This is a genomic window from Pseudoalteromonas sp. XMcav11-Q, assembly GCF_040104525.1.
Classification (GTDB): Bacteria; Pseudomonadota; Gammaproteobacteria; order Enterobacterales; family Alteromonadaceae; genus Pseudoalteromonas.
This window is the reverse complement of the sequence record NZ_JBECOX010000004.1, coordinates 207,220-225,406: the sequence shown is the minus strand read 5'-3', so window position 1 is coordinate 225,406 and position 18,187 is coordinate 207,220. Positions and strand designations below refer to the sequence as shown.

The window sequence follows — 18,187 nt, the reverse complement described above, 5'->3', positions numbered from 1 at the left end:
CAAGATAGCGGTATCAATTATAATGAATGTGAGAGGCATAAAAAAACCTCCAACTTGGGAGGTTTTTCTTGTCCAGCGAGTGGATTAAGGATTTACTTGGTCTTTTAGGCCTTTACCTGCTTTGAACGAAGGAATGTTCGCAGCTGGGATTTGGATTTCAGCGCCAGTTTGTGGGTTACGACCAGTACGCGCAGCGCGCTCTTTTACTGAGAATGTGCCAAAACCAACTAAAGCAACAGAACCGCCATCTTTTAGTGTGTTAGTTACTGCGCCAGTAAACGCTTCTAAAGCACGGGTTGCCGCTGCTTTTGAAATCTCTGCGTCTGCCGCCATCTTTTCAACTAGTTGAGCTTTATTCATTATTAGATTCCTATAACTTTATAATTTGCCTAAGCAAAACCTATGTTTATGCATTTTGCGTTTATGTGCAACCCCAAAATTGCGAAATTCGACGAAATATTTATTATTTTATTGCGTTTCGCCCCGGATCCTGTGGGTTTGTAATCAAACGCTATCAATTTGCTGGCAACTGCGCAAGCTTTGTACCCCATAAAATGCGATTAAAACTCACTATCAGGTAGAACCCCACACTCCACAGTGCGCCAAACACTGGCCAAAAAATGTACCAAGGTGTTGAGATAGAAACTACATCAAAGTTAGCTGCACCGAGATAGCTAGGTGGCGCGCAGACCAAAAATACCACTAATAATATCGGCGCTTTGAGCGTTAATAGTTTGCAAAGTGCATTATTTATTGTCAGCACCAATGCTATCCACAAAACCCAAAGCCAAACCGGAAGTAATTCACTTCCTTGGTAATTGATGAGCTGAGCTTTGACCGCAATCAATTCAATGCTCATTCCTATGGCGGAACCTATGAGTGCAAGCACCAAATTGAGACGCTTATTTTGGTGCCCTGCGAGCATAACGAGACAGCCTAGCAACATCAACCAAAGCGCGTCTGCTTGAAAAAATAATGCAGCAAACCAAATACTTTGGAAGAGTAGCGCGTTAGTAATCCAATGTTTGAGTACAGACATTGGACTGGTATCTTGGTTTTCTGGCGACTAAATGCACGGCACTGGTTGCTCTTTGTTTAAACGCCCCTTCGCAGTAGCATAAATAAAATTGCCAAAGGCGATAAAAGCGTTCATCGAAACGTTTACCATCAAGCGAAGGCCATGCTTTTTCAAACCGAACACGCCAATCGTATAGCGTTCTGGCATAGTGCAGACCGATATCATGGAGTTCGTGGACAACCATATCGGTGGAATTTACGATTTGCTTGCTCATTTCACTCACGGAAGGAAGACAACCGCCAGGAAAAATGTACTGCTGAATGAAATCCGATTGCTTGAGGTAATGTTGATAACGTTGGCAGGCGATGGTAATGGCCTGAATCAGCATCGCGCCAGTCGGTTTCAGCAAGTCGTTGCATTTGGCAAAAAAGCCCGATAAATAAGCATGTCCAACTGCCTCAATCATTTCGATAGACACCAGCTTGTCGTACTGGCCGTCCAATTCGCGGTAATCTTGTTTTAGTAATGTGATGTGCTGCTGCAACCCTTCTTTTTCAATCAGTGCTTTTACGTAGGCATGCTGCTCTTCTGAAATAGTTGTTGTGGTTATATGGCAGCCGTAGTTTTTTGCAGCATAAACCGCAAATGCGCCCCACCCGGTGCCAATCTCAACAACTTTGTCAGCTGCCTGAAGATCCAAACGCTCACAGATTGCGGCTAACTTATGTTGCTGCGCTTCTTCAAGCGATGCTTCCTTTGAGGGATACACTGCACTAGAGTACAGCATTTCTTCACTTAAAAATGATTCATAAAGGTCGTTACCAAGGTCGTAGTGGGCGACAATGTTACGCTTTGCGCCTTGTTTCGAGTTTTTATTTTTAAGATGCTTTATCTTATTCACAATGCCGGAGAAAAATGCAAACTTATTTTCAAATGCATCTAGCTGAGCTTGGTTTAGGACGAAGATCTCAATCAGTTTGGTTAAATCCGAACAACTCCAGTGACCAAGAATGTAAGATTCACCTGCGCCGACACTGCCGCCAAGTGCAAATAGCTTATACATTTGCGCTGAATGAACATGAATATCAACGCTTAGGCTTGTTTCTGACTCACCAAAACAGTATTTTTGGTCGCCTTCGACAAGTACCACTTTTCCGGTTTCTAAGGTATTCAACGCGCCAAAGACGAGCTTTTTGTACACTCTATCGAATGTAGAAAGCGAAATTGATGAGGATATTGTCGTGGTATTTTCCATCTTATACTCTTCCGGGGTGCCCAACAAAAGGCACTTTTTTTAAAAATAACTTCAACGCTTGCCAGTAGATGCCTTTAGCTATGCTCCATGTCATTGCTGGAAACCGCTTAAGCAATTGATTAATATTTCCTTCATTGAGCTCCTGCTTTTTGAGCGTCATCGTGGCATCAAATAGCAATTCGTCACCTTTTCTGTTTTCAATATGGATTAGCGTATTGCTACCGGGTGGCTTCACTTTCCAGTGGTAGTGCATATCCAAATTCATAAAAGGTGATACGTGAAATTGCTTTTTAAAGTTCACTTCTTTACTTAATTCAACTAAATAAAAATGACGCTCATTCCAAGGTGTATTACTGACCTCAGCGAGCATATGGCTAAAACCAGCCCCCTTCTCGTCTTCAAAAAAGTAGAAATTAACCGGACTGAAGTAAAAGCCTAAACAGCGTATTTGCGCCATTAAATATACTTTTGTTTGTGATGAAACGGGTTTGCCTAGCGAATTTGACTTAGCACGTGCGCGCTCAACTAAGCTTTCGCCTTCTGTGAGGATATAGTCAGCTTGATTGAATTTAAGCAGTTTTAAGCCGGATGTACCAAACTTTGACGAAATACTATTGAGTGCGTCGAGCTCACTTAAATCTAGCCACATCATATACATGGGGTAAGAAAAAGCATGCTTGGCATGAGCGAATCGCCGATGCCGAACTTTTCCCACCAGTATTGCACTGTTCAAAATGAGATACCCAATTGCTCGGCCACATCTACCGCACTTCTCACCCCATCTTCATGAAAGCCGTTGAACCAGTACGCACCACAAAAATAACTATGGTGTTTACCATCGATGTCGGCTTTACGTTTTTGGGCCGCAATGCTGGTGGTATTGAATACCGGATGATTATAGACAAAGCGGCGGATCACTTTGTCTTCAGCTATCCCTTCATCATGATTTAACGTGACACAGTATTGATGTTTAGCGTCAAACCCTTGCAGTATGTTCATTTGGTAGGTGACAACAGCGGCTTTGTCCGTCGCTTCGTTTAATAAATAGTTCCAACTGGCCCACGCCAGCGGACGTTTTGGCAATAAACGGGTGTCAGTGTGCAGCACCACTGAGTTTGCAGTATAAGGAATTGCACCAAGTATCGCTTGTTCATCACTCGATGGGGTATTTAGTAACGCTAAAGCCTGATCGCTATGACATGCAAAGACGACTTTATCGAAGTACTCATTACTACCATCTTTGAAGACGATGGTCACACCAGAGTCATCACGAACTACTGTCTTGATGTCGGCATTAAGCACAATATTGTCTTTAAATTCTGCCACCAATGGTTGAATGTATTCCCTCGAACCACCTGGGATAACATACCATTGAGGGCGATTTGTGATGTCCAAGAGCCCATGGTTGAAGAAAAACTGGACAAAGAATTTAGCTTCAAAGTCAAGCATTTCTTTGATACTGGTTGACCAGATCGCGGCGCCCATCGGCAAGATGTAGTGCAGCTTAAAAAACTCATTAAATTGGTGTTGCTGTAGCAGTTTACCAAGCGTTTCAACACCTCGATAGTCGTCTTTTTCGTATAATGATTTACAAAGATCATTAAAACGCACAATATCCTTTAGCAATCGCCAGAAGGTCGGCCTCAGTAGGTTACGTTTTTGTGCGAATAGCGTGCGGAGTGAATGGCCATTGTACTCAAACTTCGATTGACTGTTGTGAACACTAAAGCTCATTTCGGTTTCTTGGCGACTAACACCAATTTCAGCCAGCAATTTTTCAAACTTTGGATAGGTTCTGTCGTTAAATACGATAAAGCCGGTATCAACCGCGAGCTTTTCACCTTGGTATTCAACATCAATAGTTGCCGTATGTCCGCCAATATAATCATTTTTTTCAAAAACTTTCACGTCATGTTGACGACTTAACAGGTATGCTGCGGTCATACCTGAGATACCGCTTCCAATTATTGCAATCTTAGCCACGGGCTATCCTTTTTGCGAGAGGTAACCACAACGAAAACGGCAGTAACCTGAGAAGTTTTAAAAATAGAGTAAATCTTTTTGGGAAATGTATTTCCTTGCTGCGCTTTTCTATTCCTTTGCTAATGTAACTCACGGCCTCATCGACACTTACAATAAATGGCATCGGAAAGTCGTTTTTATCTGTCAACGGCGTTTCTACAAATCCTGGGTGAACTAAGGTCACATCAATGTCTTTTAATGTTGCTGTCAGGGTGCGCGCTAAATAGCTGACAGCCGCTTTCGACGCACCGTACGCTTCGGCGCGAGGCAAAGGTAAAAATGCACTGCTGGAACTTACGATGCAAAGTTGCCCGCCTGTTTTCATTTTTGGCAGTAAAACGTCTAGGCAGTGGCCGATTGAGATGACGTTGATATGCATTACCCGCTCAAATAAATGGCCGTCAAATTGGTTGGGATTATCGATATACTCACAACCACCTGCGTTGAGGATCACAAGATCCAAGCCGTCAATATCTTTGAAGTTATCTTCTATCTCTTCGCGGTTTGTTAAATCAAATGCTTTGCTCTTTGCACCTACGCTGCTTTCTAATTCGTCTAACACTTTTTGGTTGCGGCCACAAGCAGTTACTTGATGTGACTGTTTTGCATAAAATTCCGTAAGACCTTTACCTATTCCTGATGTTGCGCCAGTAATTAAAATGCTACTCATGCCGTGATCCTTTTATCTAATAGCCGAATAACACCACCGAGTAGTGGGACTTGGCGATACAGCATTTGCGCACTGTCAAAGTAATCCCGATGTTGCGCCACTTTTTCGCCAATAAAACTCAAACGGCTATGACCATCGACCTCTATGATCTTACCGCCATTTAGCTTGGGGTGTTGATAGGACATAGTCCAGTAGATAAAGCTGACGTCATCAACCTGATAGGCGTTCGTAACAAGAAATTCGATTTCAGAGACATTTTCATATAACCCTTGAAAATAACTCGTTAGCGCATCGAGTCCTTGAATTTTATGTAAAGGGTCTACGAAACTGATGTCCTCAGTGTAAATTGAAGCCAATTTACCGAGACAGTATTTGTCTATTTCATTATAAATTGCCACGAATCGCTGCATTCTGTGATCCATATCTATTTAAACCTTAAATGCGTCAAGTGCTCTTGCTCTTGCTTCTTTATGATCAACCAGCGGCTCTACATAGTCATCCTTTCCGCCAAATGCCGCTAAATAGTCATGAGGAAAATGAATATGCTTTGCTGGAACATTTTTCAATTCAGGCACATATGTACGAATAAAGGAACCATCGGGATCAAACTTTTCGCTCTGCGTGATGGGATTAAAAATACGAAAATAAGGCTGCGCGTCACACCCCGTACTTGCAGCCCACTGCCAGCCACCATTATTACTGGCAAGGTCGCCATCTATTAACTTTGACATAAAATAGGCTTCGCCTTTACGCCAGTCGATGAGCAAGTGTTTGGTTAAGAAGCTGGCAACAATCATGCGTAGCCGATTGTGCATCCAGCCAGTTTTATTGAGCTGACGCATTGCCGCATCGACAATCGGGTAGCCAGTTTGACCATTACACCAGAGCTCAAACGCTTGGCTGTCGTCACGCCACCTAACCGCGTTATATTTATCGTTGAAATTAAAACCTTTACATAAACGCGGGAAAGCGACGATAAGATGGCGATAAAACTCACGCCAAATGAGCTCGTTCACCCAACAAAACTCTGGCTTACTTGGGTTTTCAAGCACTTCAGGGTAATGAAGTTGGATCTGTGCGATGAGCTGCTTGGGTGACACAATGCCTAATGCCAAATATGGGCTGAGCCCCGAAGTTCCTTTGATTGCAGGGAAATCACGGTCATCTTGGTAGTCTGCTAGTTTGTCCTTAATAAAACGATTTACAATCGTGACAATGGCATTATCATCCGCTGGCCACTTTTCAGATTCATTGGTCAACTCGAAGAAAGTTGGCTTTTTGAAGTTTGCTTCATGTTGCTTATCCAATGGCCAACTAGTGAAGTGAAATTGCTGCCCCACAAAACGTTTTAACCATGCTTTTTTAAAGGGGGTAAACACCTTGAACATCTCACTGGAGCCCGTAAGCACAGAGCCCGGTTTGGCAACGATATCGCCATCGAATAATTTTAACGTGATCACAGTTTCACACGCTTCATCGCGCGCCACTTCATTTACTTCATACTCTTTATTTGCATATAAGCAATCAATGCCTTTATCGTCACAAACAACTTGAAGCTGCGCCGGCAGCTCAGCGAATGTGCTCGCTTCAATGATATGTAGCCTAATGCCAAATTCACTAAGCTGGCTGCCAAGCTCAAGTAATCTGCGCTCAAGTAGGTCGAGCTGAATACTGGCTACGTTGTGTGATTGCCACTGTGGCTTGCAATAAAAAAAGAGCGCATCGCGTGCGCCCTCATTCACGGCTTCAATCAAAGCCTCATTGCCGTAAACCCTGAGATCACGGCGAAACCAAAAAGCTGTTTTCATTATTAAATTCCGAATCTTAAACGCAGTTCGTTGGGGTATGGGTCAAAGTACACTTGGCTTTGCAAATACGCTTTCGGATGCACAGTAAGATGATGCTTGAGCAAGGTCAACGGTACATATAAAGGTACAATACCTTTGCGATATTGATCTATTGCACTACACATCTCTTGCTTCTCGATGCTCGAAAGCTCGTTCTTAAAATATCCCTGTAGATGCGTTAACGTGTTTGCTTGATTTTTGCGATTGGCAGGCTTGCTCAGTGCTGACATCAAACCACTTATATATTTATGTTTCAGCGTGTCTCTATCAAATTGCTTGCCATCACCAAGTAAACGCCCTAAATCTTTATAGGCTTGGTAGTTATGGCTCATCAACAGATATTTGTGCTTGGCGTGGAAATTCGTCAGCTCGTGTAGGCCGATGTTTTCCGATTGAGTTAGTTCCTGCCAGCTTTTATAGACGAATACCCGCATTACGAAGTTTTCTCTGAGATGCATGTCATTCAATCTACCATTTTCCTCGCAAGGTAAAAGCGGATTATGTTTTATGATTTGCTCAGCAAAAATACCTATACCCTCAGATGTGTTACCAGTTCCGGCTTCGTTATAGACCTTAACACGCTCCATTCCACAGCTTGGGCTTTTGGCGCAAAACACAAAGCCGGAAAGACTTTGTGTCTGTGAGGTTGCAACCTTTTCGCCAAACTCCTTGAGCTTTGGTGCGACATCTTCTTTACCATCAGGGCGACTAACTTTGATAATGTCGCCTACACGGATCTGTCTGATGGTTGGTCTTGGGATTGGCATGCCTATCGCAACTTCTGGGCAAAAGCGCACATATTCGACATGTTCGGCGAATTCATCCATACAAAAGTTTGAACGCTTGTGGCCTGAGTCAAATCGAACTTTGTCTCCAGCCAAACACGCGCTAATGCCAATTTTTATTGGTGATGAGAATATCATTTCGCAACTATTCCTTTAATAAATCAACTTACCAATTGGGTTTAGCAGCTTACTTAAGCCTTTATTAAAGTGTAGTGCACTGCTTACCACGGTAAAGCACAGGCAGCCTTCTTTTGTGCGCGGAGAATGATTATGTTTGCCGTCTTGCCAAATAAAGTCGCCCGGTACGTATTCACCAGCCTCATCTGCAAAATCGCCGTCAAGCAACAAGGTTATCTCAAAGCCCGTGTGGGTGTGCTCTGGAATTTCGCCTTCCGCACCAATTTGTAAAAGACTTGAGCGTAAGTCGCCGTCTTCTAGCAATAACCGAGAGCGGGCGATTTTGCCTACACCTGAAAACTTGGTGCGATCGATATTCGCAATAGCCCGAGGTAACTGAACATCCCTGCCCTGATAGTTAAATGAGGGTTGGATATATTCTTTAACTTCGTCTATTTCGTCGTCCAGTGTTATCGCTTGCATCATCGCCTCGAAATCGCTGCTTAGTGAAGAGTCGCTGCCTCCTCCAAGCTGAACATTCGCTTCTTGCGCTTCAAGCTGTTGAGTCTTTTTCTGACAACATGGACACATTTCGACATGTGCTGCAATTGCGACACTGATACTTGCAGGCAAATTACCTTCAACAAATTGGCTTAGTAATGAATCATTAGGGTGATGCTTTATCATGCTTGATCTCCCATTTCTGCGCGAAGTTTTTGTAAAGCAAGCCGTAAACGTGACTTAACTGTCCCGACAGGTATATTAAGATGCTCTGCCAATTGTTCTTGAGACATTTCTTGAAAGTACACGCCTTTGACTATGTCTCGTTGTGCTGGCGGCAACTTATTGATGTATTTTTGAATTTGCGCCGTTTGCAAGTGATCTTGAAAACCGTCGTCGTCAGCCTGCGAGTCTTGAATTATCGGCCAGATGTCTTCACTGATATGTTCTTCTTTATTACTCTTCATTTTACGCAATGCATCGAACGACGCGTTACGCATCACGGTATAGATCCACGTTGTGGCTGCGCCTTTATCATGATGATAGAGGTGGGCTTTCCGCCACACTGACGTCATCGTGTCTTGTACGAGCTCCATCGCTTGGGCGTCATTACCAAATTGTTTCACACCAAAGCGCCTGATTTTTGGCGCAAAGTACTCAAACAAGAAGGCAAAAGCTTTGCGATCTCGTTTTTCTGCAACCTTAACTAAAGCGTCCGATAACGCTTGAGAGGGAGTTTCTTGCACTGCTTTGCGAGTTCCTGACTGAACGTTGCAATCAATAGATTGCTGTTGGCCTAACATAGCTCACCTTCCAATTTATAATTATAAGCTGTAATACGCTGTAAAACTTGGCATGGATCACTATTTTTCATCTAATACAGTATGTAAGAACTCTGCCACCTGTTCAAATGTTTGTGCTTGTTTTATTTTTAGTTTTTGGGTCATCGAGATGGGTAAGATTTCTAGCCAACGATAAGCAACCCAAAGAGGCTGAGTAAAATGCTTGTCGCGGTACAAATCATCAAGGATTGGGTTGGCGATAAAAACACTCTGAAGTTTATGAGCAAGGGTTTCGTCAACTAGACTAAATGCTTCTTCACTACATTGCCATGGCGGCCCATCAATAATGTCACAATCGCCATAACGTAAAGATTGTGAGTCTACTTCCACATTACTGATCGCGACGCGCGATAGTGCCTCAACATCAATGAGCAGCTGACCATCATCATCTTGTGAAAAGTCAACAATTTTAACGTGCACGCCTTCTTTTGACACATTGTTCGGCGTATCCGCGAGGTATGGGCATAACACAAAACCTTGCTCTGTTTTCGCGGCCTCTTTTACCATATATAGATAGCGCTGCTCAAAGATCCGCAAGCGGGTGAACCCACCTGGAAGCAAGAATATTGGCAATGGAAATAAAGCGAGTTTCATAATTCCCGTTCAAATATACAAAAACTAACGATAATTACGACTGCTCTATTTATCTGGATCAGTTAACGCTAAATTTATGACTATTCCCAAACGCAGTGTTTTGCTATCACGTTACTATTTGAGAATGTGATGCCCTCAGCTTGCAAGCGTGACTTTTGCTCTTGAAATTTACTACTGTCTTCAGGAAAAGAAATGCGACGTTGGCTATTTACTACTCTGTACCAAGGTAATGTTGAACCTTGTGGTAGGTTCTTCAGCAATTGACCAACCTTTCGGGCATGTTTTGGATAACCAGCTAAGCTCGCTATTTGCCCATAGGAGGCTACCTTCCCAAACGGGATACCGCCAATTACGGTGAAAACCTTTTCAGCGAGTTCTTGCTGAGGATTGCTGCTTTTCATATTGAATATTTAACTCTTTTAATTTGTCCCAAAAATATCTTGCTACCGGTCCATGGTGTGAAATATGCAAACGATACGCGTGGATTTCAGCTTCAAACTCGTCTTTTCTATCAAACACCCTCACTTGTTGTAAAACACCAGACTCTAATTCTTCTCTACAAAGGTCAAGGCCGATTAAGGCATAGCCCATACCTTGTAATAAATATCTTTTTATTGCCAGTGCGTCATCGAGTTTCATGACATTGTTACTATTTCTGTATGCCAAGCGCTCACTATCAAACTTGAATTTACTTTCTTTCATTGCAAGAGATGGGTATTGCGCAAGCTCCGAAAAACTCAGCTCTGGTGGCATATAGCCTGTTAATGAGACTAAGCCTAATTTTACGTGTCCAATCGGCATTGATTCTAAATCGCCAGTTGAATGAAAAAGGTCAAACCAAGGGCCAATGCCAAGGTTTGCAATCCCCTGTGTGACTTGCTCAAGCGCAAAAAAACGTTTACCACTTGAGATGTTCATTTCAGTTGCGGGAAACTTAATGAAGGCATTGCCTAATACTTGATCAATCTGGTTTTGATATACAATCGGTTCGTAACAGATGTTAAAGCTTGGTTCATTACCCGCCGCGAATTCAGTCGCGAGTAATGACAAATCTCTATGATGATTAAGTAATTTTTCGGCTTCAAAATAAAACCGACGACCTTGCTCTGTTAACACATTGCGATATTTCTCACGCTCAAAAAGGGCAAATCCCAAAGATTGTTCTAATCTTTTAATTGATTGAGAGACCGCAGGCTGTGTCTTATGAAGCTTATTTGCCGCTTCGGTAAGGCTAGGCGCTTCAACAACGGTGCAAAACGCTGCTAAGTCCGAAATCTTCATAAATAAATCTTATGCAGTATAGAATGTTTTATAATTTTTATTTTATATGTAATTCCATTATTCTGCACGCATTAAAATTGACGTTGTCATGGAGAACAAAATGTTAAGAGTGTTTTCTGGAATTGTGCTGGCTACCTTATTAGTGGGTTGCCAAGAGCAAGCAGAACAAGCCCCAACAGAAGCCCCTAACCGACCAGTTAAAATTCACACGGTTTCGGACCCCAATAGCAGCACGCTTCGTAGTTTCCCTGCTGAAGTGGTGGCAAATCAAGGCTCCTATCTTGCCTTTCGTGTGAATGGTGAACTTATCGAGTTTCCAGTTCTCGCAGGCCAAGACGTACAAAAGGGGCAATTGCTAGCCAAGCTTGATCCTGAAGATTTCAATCTGCAATATGAACAACGTAAAGCCCAATTTGAACTCGCTAAATCGCAGTTATCGAGAATTGAGCCGTTATTTGAAAAAGGCATAGCGACTAAAGCTGAGTTTGATAAAGCAAATGCAGACAAGCAAGTTGCGGAGTCTGCATTTAAAATTGCTAAAACAAACCTCGAATATAGCGAACTTAGAGCACCGTTTAGTGGTACGGTTGCCAAGGTATTTGTCAAAAATTACGAAAACGTGGTAGCAAAGCAAAATATCCTTCGCCTTGAAACACGCGATATGATGGATGTAGTTATTCAAGTACCTGAGCGCATCGTTGCACGTGTTGATAAAGATTCGGATTACAAACCGACCGTTGTTTTTGATGGCTACCCTAGTAAGTCTTACCCGCTTACGATTAAGGAATGGGATACGCAGGCAGACCCTGCAACCTTGACCTACAAAGTCGTATTTAGTCTTCCAATCCCTGAGGACTTTAATTTGTTCGCAGGTATGACAGGCCATGTTTACGTCGACCCAAGCAAAATTACGAACCGTGAAAATACAGCAATCATCGTACCTAACCAAGCAGTATTCTCAGATAAAAAGCAAGGCACAGAGGGGAATAGTTACGTATGGGTATATCAAAGAGATAATCAGACGGTAACAAAACGCGAAGTCACCGTTGGTCAACTTAATCATACCGGTATTGAGGTAATGTCGGGTCTTGAACCTGGTGAAGAAATTGTTGCTGCGGGCGTGCATTATTTGCAAGAAGGCGCAAAAGTGAGACCTTGGACTAAAGAAAGAGGTCTGTAATATGAGTTTAGCCAAGTGGTCAATTGAGAATAAGGTTATCAGTTGGATGTTTGCCTTGCTCCTGCTTATTGCTGGGGCGGTATCCTATTTGGGCTTAGGCCAGCTAGAAGATCCTGAATTCACACTAAAAAAAGCCATGGTCGTGACCATGTATCCTGGTGCATCGCCACAACAAGTGGAAGAGGAAGTCACCTTCCCGATTGAAAATGCGATTCAATCTCTGCCGTATGTTGATTATGTTACTTCAATTTCTTCTCCCGGTAAGTCGCAGATCACTGTTGAGATGAAGAGTAAGTACCGTAAGAAAGACTTACAACAGATCTGGGATGAGCTGCGCCGTAAAGTAAATGATCTCTCGCCGAAGCTACCGCCAGGTGTTATGACGCCAAGCGTTATCGACGATTTTGCTGATGTTTACGGTGAACTTTACGCGATCACCGGTGAAGGCTATTCGTATGATGAGCTAAAAGACTACGTTGACTTTTTAAAGCGCGAATTAGTGCTAGTAGAAGGTGTGAGTAAAGTCACTGTTGCGGGTGAGCAGCAAGCACAAGTGATCGTCGAAATATCAACACAAAAACTGTCACAACTTGGCATTGCGCCTAGTTACATTTTCTCGTTGTTACAAGCTCAAAATACGGTATCTAATGCGGGTAAAATACGCGTTGGAGACGAGTCTATTCGCCTGCACCCTACTGGTGAGTTTACAGACGTTGCAGAGCTAGAGGGTTTACTTATCTCAAAGCCCGGCGCCAAAGAGCTTATTTATTTGGGTGACGTGGCAAAAGTAACACGCGAATATGCGGAGGTGCCGAATCATATTACACGTTTTGATCAAAAGCGTGCACTGCTGGTTGGGGTTTCTTTTACTTCTGGTGTAAATGTTGTTGAGGTGGGTAAAGAAATCGAACATCACTTACAGCAATTAGAATATCAGCGCCCTTACGGTATTACGATCAACACAGTTTACAATCAACCAACAGAAGTAGAGACCTCGGTTGATGGTTTCATCGTTAGCCTTTTAGAGGCCGTTGCCATTGTAATTATCGTTTTGCTTATTTTTATGGGTGTAAAAAGTGGTATTTTAATCGGCGGTATTTTGCTTATTACCGTGCTGGGTACCTTTATCTTTATGAAGATATTCGCCATTGATTTACAACGTATTTCATTAGGTGCTTTGATCATTGCGCTGGGGATGCTAGTCGATAATGCCATTGTAGTGACTGAAGGCATTTTGATTAATATTAAACGAGGTCAATCTAAAGTAAAAGCTGCTGTGAACATTGTTGAACAGACAAAATGGCCACTTCTTGGCGCAACCGTTATCGGGATCACCGCATTCGCACCGATTGGCTTAAGCTCCGACGCCAGTGGTGAGTTTGCAGGCTCGCTATTTTGGGTGTTGTTAATTTCACTACTGCTAAGTTGGGTAACGGCTATTACACTGACGCCATTTTTTGCCAATATGATGTTTAAAGGGCCTAAAGAAAAGTCATCAGATACTAGCGAAGAAGACGACCCTGATCTTCACCGTGTATAAATCCATGCTGACCTTCTGCCTTAAAAATCGTGCTATTACTATTATTTCTATGGTACTGCTATTAGTCGCTGCAGTTGTTGGCTTTAAATCGGTTAAGCAGTCTTTCTTCCCAGCTTCAAATACACCGATGTTCTATGTGGATTACTGGCATTATCAAGGTGCCGATATACGTAGCACGGCGCAGAATGTTGAGAAAATTGAATCCTTTTTACTGGCCGATCCGATGGTTAATGAAGTAACTGCAACGATTGGGCAAGGCGCGCCTCGTTTTATGTTGACCTATTCGCCTGAAAAACAATACGACGCTTATGGCCAGTTAATTGTACGTGTAAAAGACCGAGAAGCAGTAGTGGCCATGATTGCCAAGCTTCGCGATTATGAGCTTGAAAATGAGCTAGACGGACGTCTCAAAATAAAGCGTATGGAAATTGGCCCTTCAACTGATGCAAAAATCGAGGCTCGGTTTTCGGGACCAGACCCTGTTGTGTTACGCCAACTAGCTGAAAAAGCCAAAGGTATTATCAGCCAAGACGATAAAGCGTTTAATATTCGTGACAACTGGCGACAAAGAACCAAGTTGGTGCGTCCACAGTTTAATGAATTGAAGGCGCGTCGATTGGGGATCAGTAAATCAGACTTAGATCAGTTGCTACTGACTTCGGTGTCAGGTAACAAGGTAGGGTTATATCGAGATGGTACACAACTGTTGCCTATCATTGCGCGCTCTCCTGAGGAAGAGAGGCTCAATGTTGAAAATCTTGGTGACTTACAAATATTCAGCCCTGTCCTTAGCGTCTACGTACCAGTTTCACAAATCGTGGATGATTTTAGTGTCACTTGGGAAGATAGCCTGATCATGCGCCGCGACCGTAAACGTACCATCACGGTAATGGCTGATCACGACGTGATAGGTGATGAAACCCCAGCTAAGTTATTTGCAAGAGTGAAGGCGGATATCGAAGCCATTGAGCTACCCCAAGGGTACGAGATGCAATGGGGCGGCGAGTATGAGTCGTCAAGCAAAGCGAAGAAAGCCATTTTTGGCTCATTACCAATCGGTTATTTAGCGATGTTTATGATCACTGTATTGCTCTTTAACTCGGTGAAAAAGCCATTAGTGATCTGGTCAACCGTGCCGCTTGCTATTATTGGGGTAACGGCAGGCCTTGTTTTACTACAAGCACCATTTAGCTTTATGGCGCTGCTAGGCTTGCTAAGTTTATCCGGCATGCTGATTAAAAATGGTATTGTACTGATGGATCAAATAAATATCGAAATTGACTCTGGTAAGTCCCCTTACCAAGCGGTATTTGATTCTGGTGTGAGTCGTGTAAGGCCGGTGTCTATGGCTGCTATCACAACCATACTGGGTATGATCCCGCTATTATTTGACGTGTTCTTCCAGTCCATGGCGGTCACCATTATGTTCGGTCTTGGTTTTGCGACCATACTGACGTTGATTGTATTACCTGTGTTACATTGCGTGTACTTTGGTATCGAACAACCAAAAGACTAGTTGAGCAACATCCACCTTCTTCGGAAGGTGGATGTTATTATCGCTTTCGCTGTTTATCTTTCACCTTTAAATCGACAGGAGTGCTACAGCCACCAACTGTCTAACTTATCTGCAACAAGCTCAGCCCTCCAGCCTAACGCAAGATCGGGTTTCATCAGCAATTGCTTTTCTTCCGGTGACTTTTTCCACGACCAGCTGATCACCTGATTGATTTGTTTTTTCGAAGCAAACACATCAACAGGAATATCGTTAGTTTTGGCGACTTCGGCGATAACCTGTTTGATATCCTTGCACGCTGCTTTGTAACCTTTGAAGTCGATAAGTCTTCTCACGCGTTGTGGACAATCTTGTTCACTTACTTCTTTTGCTTTTTCTATACAGGCGAGAATTTCTTTGCCAGAGCGATTAACTTCCATTGTCTCAACACCTGGAACATTACGTAAACTGCCCAGTGAGCTTGGACGACGTTTTGCAATTTCGACCATGTTATGTTCTTTAAGCACAAAATTTAGCGCTAAGTTCTTTTTCTCTGCCTTGGCTCTGCGCCACGCCGCAAGTTCTTTTAGAGTAGCAAGATCTCTAGGCTTAAGTTGCCACACGTTCTTGACATCGAGATAAAGTACTTCATCTGGTTGACGGAAGCTTCTCTTTTGGGCGAGCAACTCACTCTCTTGAAGCACTATGTTAAATAGCTGCTTTTCATTTACCCGCGCTTGAATAGTCTCAAAACATGGCAGTAAATGATATACATCGGAGGCGGCGTAATCTAATTGGCTTTGAGTTAAAGGGCGGCGTAACCAATCTGTTCTGGATTCACTTTTGTCAATGTCTACGTCTCTAAGTTGCTTCACCATATTAGCAAAACCAATACAACTACCCTCACCTAACAACTGTAAAGCAAACTGGGTATCGAATATTGGTGATGGGATAAAACCTGCAAACTTTAGAAATACTTCGATATCTTCTGATGGAGAATGAAGTACTTTTAAAACACTAGTATCTGAAAATAATGTCCACAGCCTACTAAAATCCATATCGGCTAGTGGATCGATAAGGGCAAGGTGGTTACCATCAAAGATCTGTAACAGAGCAATTTCTGGGTATAGGGTGCGGCGACGCATGAATTCGGTGTCGACGGCGAGCACTTTGGCTTTCGAAATAGACAAGACAAATTCATCTAGTGCTGTTTGGCTTTCAATAACTTGATACTGCACTGTTACTCCCATGCAATTTACATAACTAGCCATATCACGCTAGTTATAAAAAAGCCGGCTAGTGCCGGCTTTATTTGTTATTCTTTTAACGCTCTACGCAGTATTTTACCAACGTTAGTCTTTGGCAGTTCATCTCTAAACTCAACTAGCTTTGGTACTTTATAGTTCGTTAGATTATCTCGGCAATGTGCAATTATATCTTTTTCTGTTAAAGATGGGTCTTTTTTAACAATAAAAACTTTAACTTGCTCACCACTAACCTCATGTGGCACGCCAACCGCTGCAACTTCTAACACGCCTTCGTGCATGGCAACGACTTCTTCGATTTCATTAGGGAAAACGTTAAAGCCAGACACTAAGATCATGTCTTTTTTACGATCAACGATGTAGAAGAAACCGTCATCATCATAAGTGGCGATATCACCCGTTGCAAACCAGCCGTCTTTTAAACATTCGGCGGTTGCGTCTGGACGGTTGTAGTAACCAGCCATCACCTGCGGTCCTTTAACACACAGCTCACCGGGCTCACCCTTAGGTGTTTCATTGCCATTGTCATCAACAATTTTGATGTCAGTGCTTGGTGCAGGTAAGCCAATAGACCCGTTGTAGGCTTCAAGATCGTGTGGGCAGATAGTAACTAGCGGCGCACATTCTGTAAGGCCATAACCTTCCATCAGCTTCGACTTTGTCACCTTCTGCCAGCGCTCAGCGACAGGGCGTTGTACAGCCATACCACCACCTAAAGACATTTTCAGAGTTGAAAAGTCGAGGTCGGCAAACCCTGGTGTGTTTAACAGGCCATTAAATAACGTGTTAACACCAGTGATAGCGGTAAATGGCACCTTTGCCAGCTCTTTTACAAACGCAGGCATGTCACGCGGGTTGGTGATCAAGATATTGTGACCACCGTACTTCATAAAGGTCAAACAGTTCGCTGTTAATGCAAAGATATGGTATAGCGGTAGCGCCGTGATAACGACTTCTTTTCCTTTAACTAATACTGTATCTAAACAGCCAGAAACTTGCTCAAGGTTTGCTACCATGTTGCCATGAGTAAGCATCGCGCCTTTAGATACGCCAGTTGTACCGCCAGTGTATTGCAAGAAGGCAAGGTCACTTAGCGTCACATCAGGTTTCTGATATTTTGTAGGATCTGCTGCAATTACTTCTTTGAAAGGAATGGTATTTGGCAGGCTAAAGTCAGGCACCATTTTTTTGAAGTGCTTAACAACAAAGTTCACCAAGTGCTTTTTGAAGCCACCTAACATGTCACCAATTTCTGTCAGCACTACGTGCTTCACACTGGTTTTTGGTAAGGCCTGCTCCAGTGTATGGGCAAAGTTTGCAAGAATAAAGATAGCTTTTGACTCGGAGTCATTTAGCTGATGCTCTAATTCGCGCACGGTGTAAAGCGGATTAACGTTTACAACGGTACAGCCAGCACGTAGCACACCTAAAATAGTAACTGGAGTTTGCAACAAGTTTGGCATCATGACAGCAACCTTATCGCCACGGCCAAGTTTCAATTCATTTTGTATATAACTAGCAACTGCTTTGGTTTTTTCATCAACTTGCTGATAAGTCAGTGTCTTACCCATATTGGTGTAGGCTGGATACTGAGCATAATCTGCAAAACTTTTTTCAAATAATTCAAGCAATGAGTTGTAATGCTCTGGGTCGATAGTTTCAGGCATACCTTCTGGGTAGCGCTTAAGCCAGATTTTTTCCACTCTTAGCTCCTGTGTTCTCGTTATTTTTATATTCACCCTAAACCATAAACGATGTAAGGCACTTTAACAATTGAG

17 protein-coding genes and 1 pseudogene are annotated in these 18,187 nt (G+C 43.0%); 2 read left to right on the top strand and 16 right to left on the bottom strand.

Translation table 11 applies throughout. The features are described 5' to 3' along the window. Positions 1-84 precede the first annotated feature (84 nt). The 14 genes from ABMY45_RS08550 to ABMY45_RS08485 form a co-directional block, all read right to left on the bottom strand. Complete coding sequence (locus ABMY45_RS08550; protein ID WP_010377204.1) at positions 85-360, bottom strand: HU family DNA-binding protein; 276 nt, start codon at positions 358-360, stop codon at positions 85-87. Positions 361-514: 154 nt separating this feature from the next. Beyond that, the gene (locus tag ABMY45_RS08545; protein ID WP_206472022.1) at positions 515-1,039 is read right to left on the bottom strand and encodes a DUF2878 domain-containing protein; all 525 of its coding nucleotides are present in this window, start codon (positions 1,037-1,039) and stop codon (positions 515-517) included. Beyond that, positions 1,011-2,273, bottom strand: a complete 1,263-nt coding sequence (locus tag ABMY45_RS08540; protein WP_010605448.1) for a cyclopropane-fatty-acyl-phospholipid synthase family protein — start codon at positions 2,271-2,273, stop codon at positions 1,011-1,013. Before ABMY45_RS08540 ends, ABMY45_RS08545 begins: the two co-directional genes overlap by 29 nt. Position 2,274: 1 nt before the next feature. Continuing rightward, positions 2,275-2,988, bottom strand: a complete 714-nt coding sequence (locus tag ABMY45_RS08535) for a DUF1365 domain-containing protein (RefSeq protein ID WP_349288757.1) — start codon at positions 2,986-2,988, stop codon at positions 2,275-2,277. 14 nt (positions 2,989-3,002) lie between these two features. Beyond that, entirely contained in the window at positions 3,003-4,256 is a 1,254-nt protein-coding gene (locus tag ABMY45_RS08530) for an FAD-dependent oxidoreductase (RefSeq protein WP_349288756.1), read from the bottom strand. Then, positions 4,249-4,965 carry an SDR family NAD(P)-dependent oxidoreductase gene (locus ABMY45_RS08525; RefSeq protein WP_349288755.1) on the bottom strand — a complete coding sequence of 239 codons (717 nt, stop codon included), beginning with the start codon at positions 4,963-4,965 and terminating at the stop codon, positions 4,249-4,251. Before ABMY45_RS08525 ends, ABMY45_RS08530 begins: the two co-directional genes overlap by 8 nt. Then, positions 4,962-5,375, bottom strand: a complete 414-nt coding sequence (locus ABMY45_RS08520) for a nuclear transport factor 2 family protein (RefSeq protein WP_349288754.1) — start codon at positions 5,373-5,375, stop codon at positions 4,962-4,964. The genes ABMY45_RS08525 and ABMY45_RS08520 overlap by 4 nt, the downstream gene beginning before the upstream one ends. Before the next feature lie 18 nt (positions 5,376-5,393). Continuing rightward, the gene (phrB, locus tag ABMY45_RS08515; RefSeq protein WP_349288753.1) at positions 5,394-6,773 is read right to left on the bottom strand and encodes a deoxyribodipyrimidine photo-lyase; all 1,380 of its coding nucleotides are present in this window, start codon (positions 6,771-6,773) and stop codon (positions 5,394-5,396) included. Positions 6,774-6,775: 2 nt separating this feature from the next. Beyond that, complete coding sequence (locus ABMY45_RS08510) at positions 6,776-7,735, bottom strand: DUF523 and DUF1722 domain-containing protein (protein WP_349288752.1); 960 nt, start codon at positions 7,733-7,735, stop codon at positions 6,776-6,778. Between the two features lie 15 nt (positions 7,736-7,750). Beyond that, the gene (locus ABMY45_RS08505) at positions 7,751-8,401 is read right to left on the bottom strand and encodes a ChrR family anti-sigma-E factor (protein ID WP_174169198.1); all 651 of its coding nucleotides are present in this window, start codon (positions 8,399-8,401) and stop codon (positions 7,751-7,753) included. Next, positions 8,398-9,018 carry a sigma-70 family RNA polymerase sigma factor gene (locus ABMY45_RS08500; RefSeq protein WP_039495233.1) on the bottom strand — a complete coding sequence of 207 codons (621 nt, stop codon included), beginning with the start codon at positions 9,016-9,018 and terminating at the stop codon, positions 8,398-8,400. The genes ABMY45_RS08505 and ABMY45_RS08500 overlap by 4 nt, the downstream gene beginning before the upstream one ends. A 60-nt stretch (positions 9,019-9,078) precedes the next feature. Continuing rightward, positions 9,079-9,651: an LON peptidase substrate-binding domain-containing protein gene (locus ABMY45_RS08495; protein ID WP_010605457.1), complete on the bottom strand. Its 573-nt coding sequence runs from the start codon at positions 9,649-9,651 to the stop codon at positions 9,079-9,081. 80 nt (positions 9,652-9,731) lie between these two features. Then, on the bottom strand, positions 9,732-10,052 hold the full coding sequence (locus ABMY45_RS08490) for an MGMT family protein (protein WP_227387929.1): 321 nt from the start codon (positions 10,050-10,052) through the stop codon (positions 9,732-9,734). Beyond that, positions 10,018-10,932: a LysR family transcriptional regulator gene (locus ABMY45_RS08485; RefSeq protein ID WP_010605459.1), complete on the bottom strand. Its 915-nt coding sequence runs from the start codon at positions 10,930-10,932 to the stop codon at positions 10,018-10,020. The genes ABMY45_RS08490 and ABMY45_RS08485 overlap by 35 nt, the downstream gene beginning before the upstream one ends. A gap of 100 nt (positions 10,933-11,032) precedes the next feature. Between ABMY45_RS08485 and ABMY45_RS08480 the strand changes: the two genes are divergently transcribed. Both ABMY45_RS08480 and ABMY45_RS08475 read left to right on the top strand, forming a co-directional pair. Further along, on the top strand, positions 11,033-12,112 hold the full coding sequence (locus ABMY45_RS08480) for an efflux RND transporter periplasmic adaptor subunit (RefSeq protein WP_102058082.1): 1,080 nt from the start codon (positions 11,033-11,035) through the stop codon (positions 12,110-12,112). Position 12,113: 1 nt separating this feature from the next. Further along, positions 12,114-15,168: pseudogene (locus ABMY45_RS08475) on the top strand (efflux RND transporter permease subunit). 83 nt (positions 15,169-15,251) lie between these two features. Here the strand turns inward: ABMY45_RS08475 and rnd are convergent. Beyond that, complete coding sequence (gene rnd, locus ABMY45_RS08470; RefSeq protein ID WP_349288751.1) at positions 15,252-16,382, bottom strand: ribonuclease D; 1,131 nt, start codon at positions 16,380-16,382, stop codon at positions 15,252-15,254. A gap of 77 nt (positions 16,383-16,459) precedes the next feature. Next, positions 16,460-18,112, bottom strand: coding sequence for a long-chain-fatty-acid--CoA ligase FadD (gene fadD, locus ABMY45_RS08465; RefSeq protein WP_039495246.1), 1,653 nt, complete (start codon positions 18,110-18,112; stop codon positions 16,460-16,462). Between the last annotated feature and the right edge of the window lie 75 nt (positions 18,113-18,187).

Excerpts from the sequence above, each read along its gene's own strand:
- ABMY45_RS08505 (WP_174169198.1), bottom strand. The coding sequence starts at position 8,401 with ATGATAAAGCATCACCCTAATGATTCATTACTAAGCCAATTTGTTGAA.
- phrB (WP_349288753.1), bottom strand. The coding sequence starts at position 6,773 with ATGAAAACAGCTTTTTGGTTTCGCCGTGATCTCAGGGTTTACGGCAAT.
- ABMY45_RS08550 (WP_010377204.1), bottom strand. The coding sequence starts at position 360 with ATGAATAAAGCTCAACTAGTTGAAAAGATGGCGGCAGACGCAGAGATT.
- ABMY45_RS08495 (WP_010605457.1), bottom strand. The coding sequence starts at position 9,651 with ATGAAACTCGCTTTATTTCCATTGCCAATATTCTTGCTTCCAGGTGGG.
- ABMY45_RS08510 (WP_349288752.1), bottom strand. The coding sequence starts at position 7,735 with ATGATATTCTCATCACCAATAAAAATTGGCATTAGCGCGTGTTTGGCT.
- ABMY45_RS08480 (WP_102058082.1), top strand. The coding sequence starts at position 11,033 with ATGTTAAGAGTGTTTTCTGGAATTGTGCTGGCTACCTTATTAGTGGGT.
- ABMY45_RS08525 (WP_349288755.1), bottom strand. The coding sequence starts at position 4,965 with ATGAGTAGCATTTTAATTACTGGCGCAACATCAGGAATAGGTAAAGGT.
- ABMY45_RS08490 (WP_227387929.1), bottom strand. The coding sequence starts at position 10,052 with ATGAAAAGCAGCAATCCTCAGCAAGAACTCGCTGAAAAGGTTTTCACC.
- ABMY45_RS08520 (WP_349288754.1), bottom strand. The coding sequence starts at position 5,375 with ATGCAGCGATTCGTGGCAATTTATAATGAAATAGACAAATACTGTCTC.
- ABMY45_RS08500 (WP_039495233.1), bottom strand. The coding sequence starts at position 9,018 with ATGTTAGGCCAACAGCAATCTATTGATTGCAACGTTCAGTCAGGAACT.
- ABMY45_RS08545 (WP_206472022.1), bottom strand. The coding sequence starts at position 1,039 with ATGTCTGTACTCAAACATTGGATTACTAACGCGCTACTCTTCCAAAGT.
- ABMY45_RS08540 (WP_010605448.1), bottom strand. The coding sequence starts at position 2,273 with ATGGAAAATACCACGACAATATCCTCATCAATTTCGCTTTCTACATTC.
- ABMY45_RS08485 (WP_010605459.1), bottom strand. The coding sequence starts at position 10,932 with ATGAAGATTTCGGACTTAGCAGCGTTTTGCACCGTTGTTGAAGCGCCT.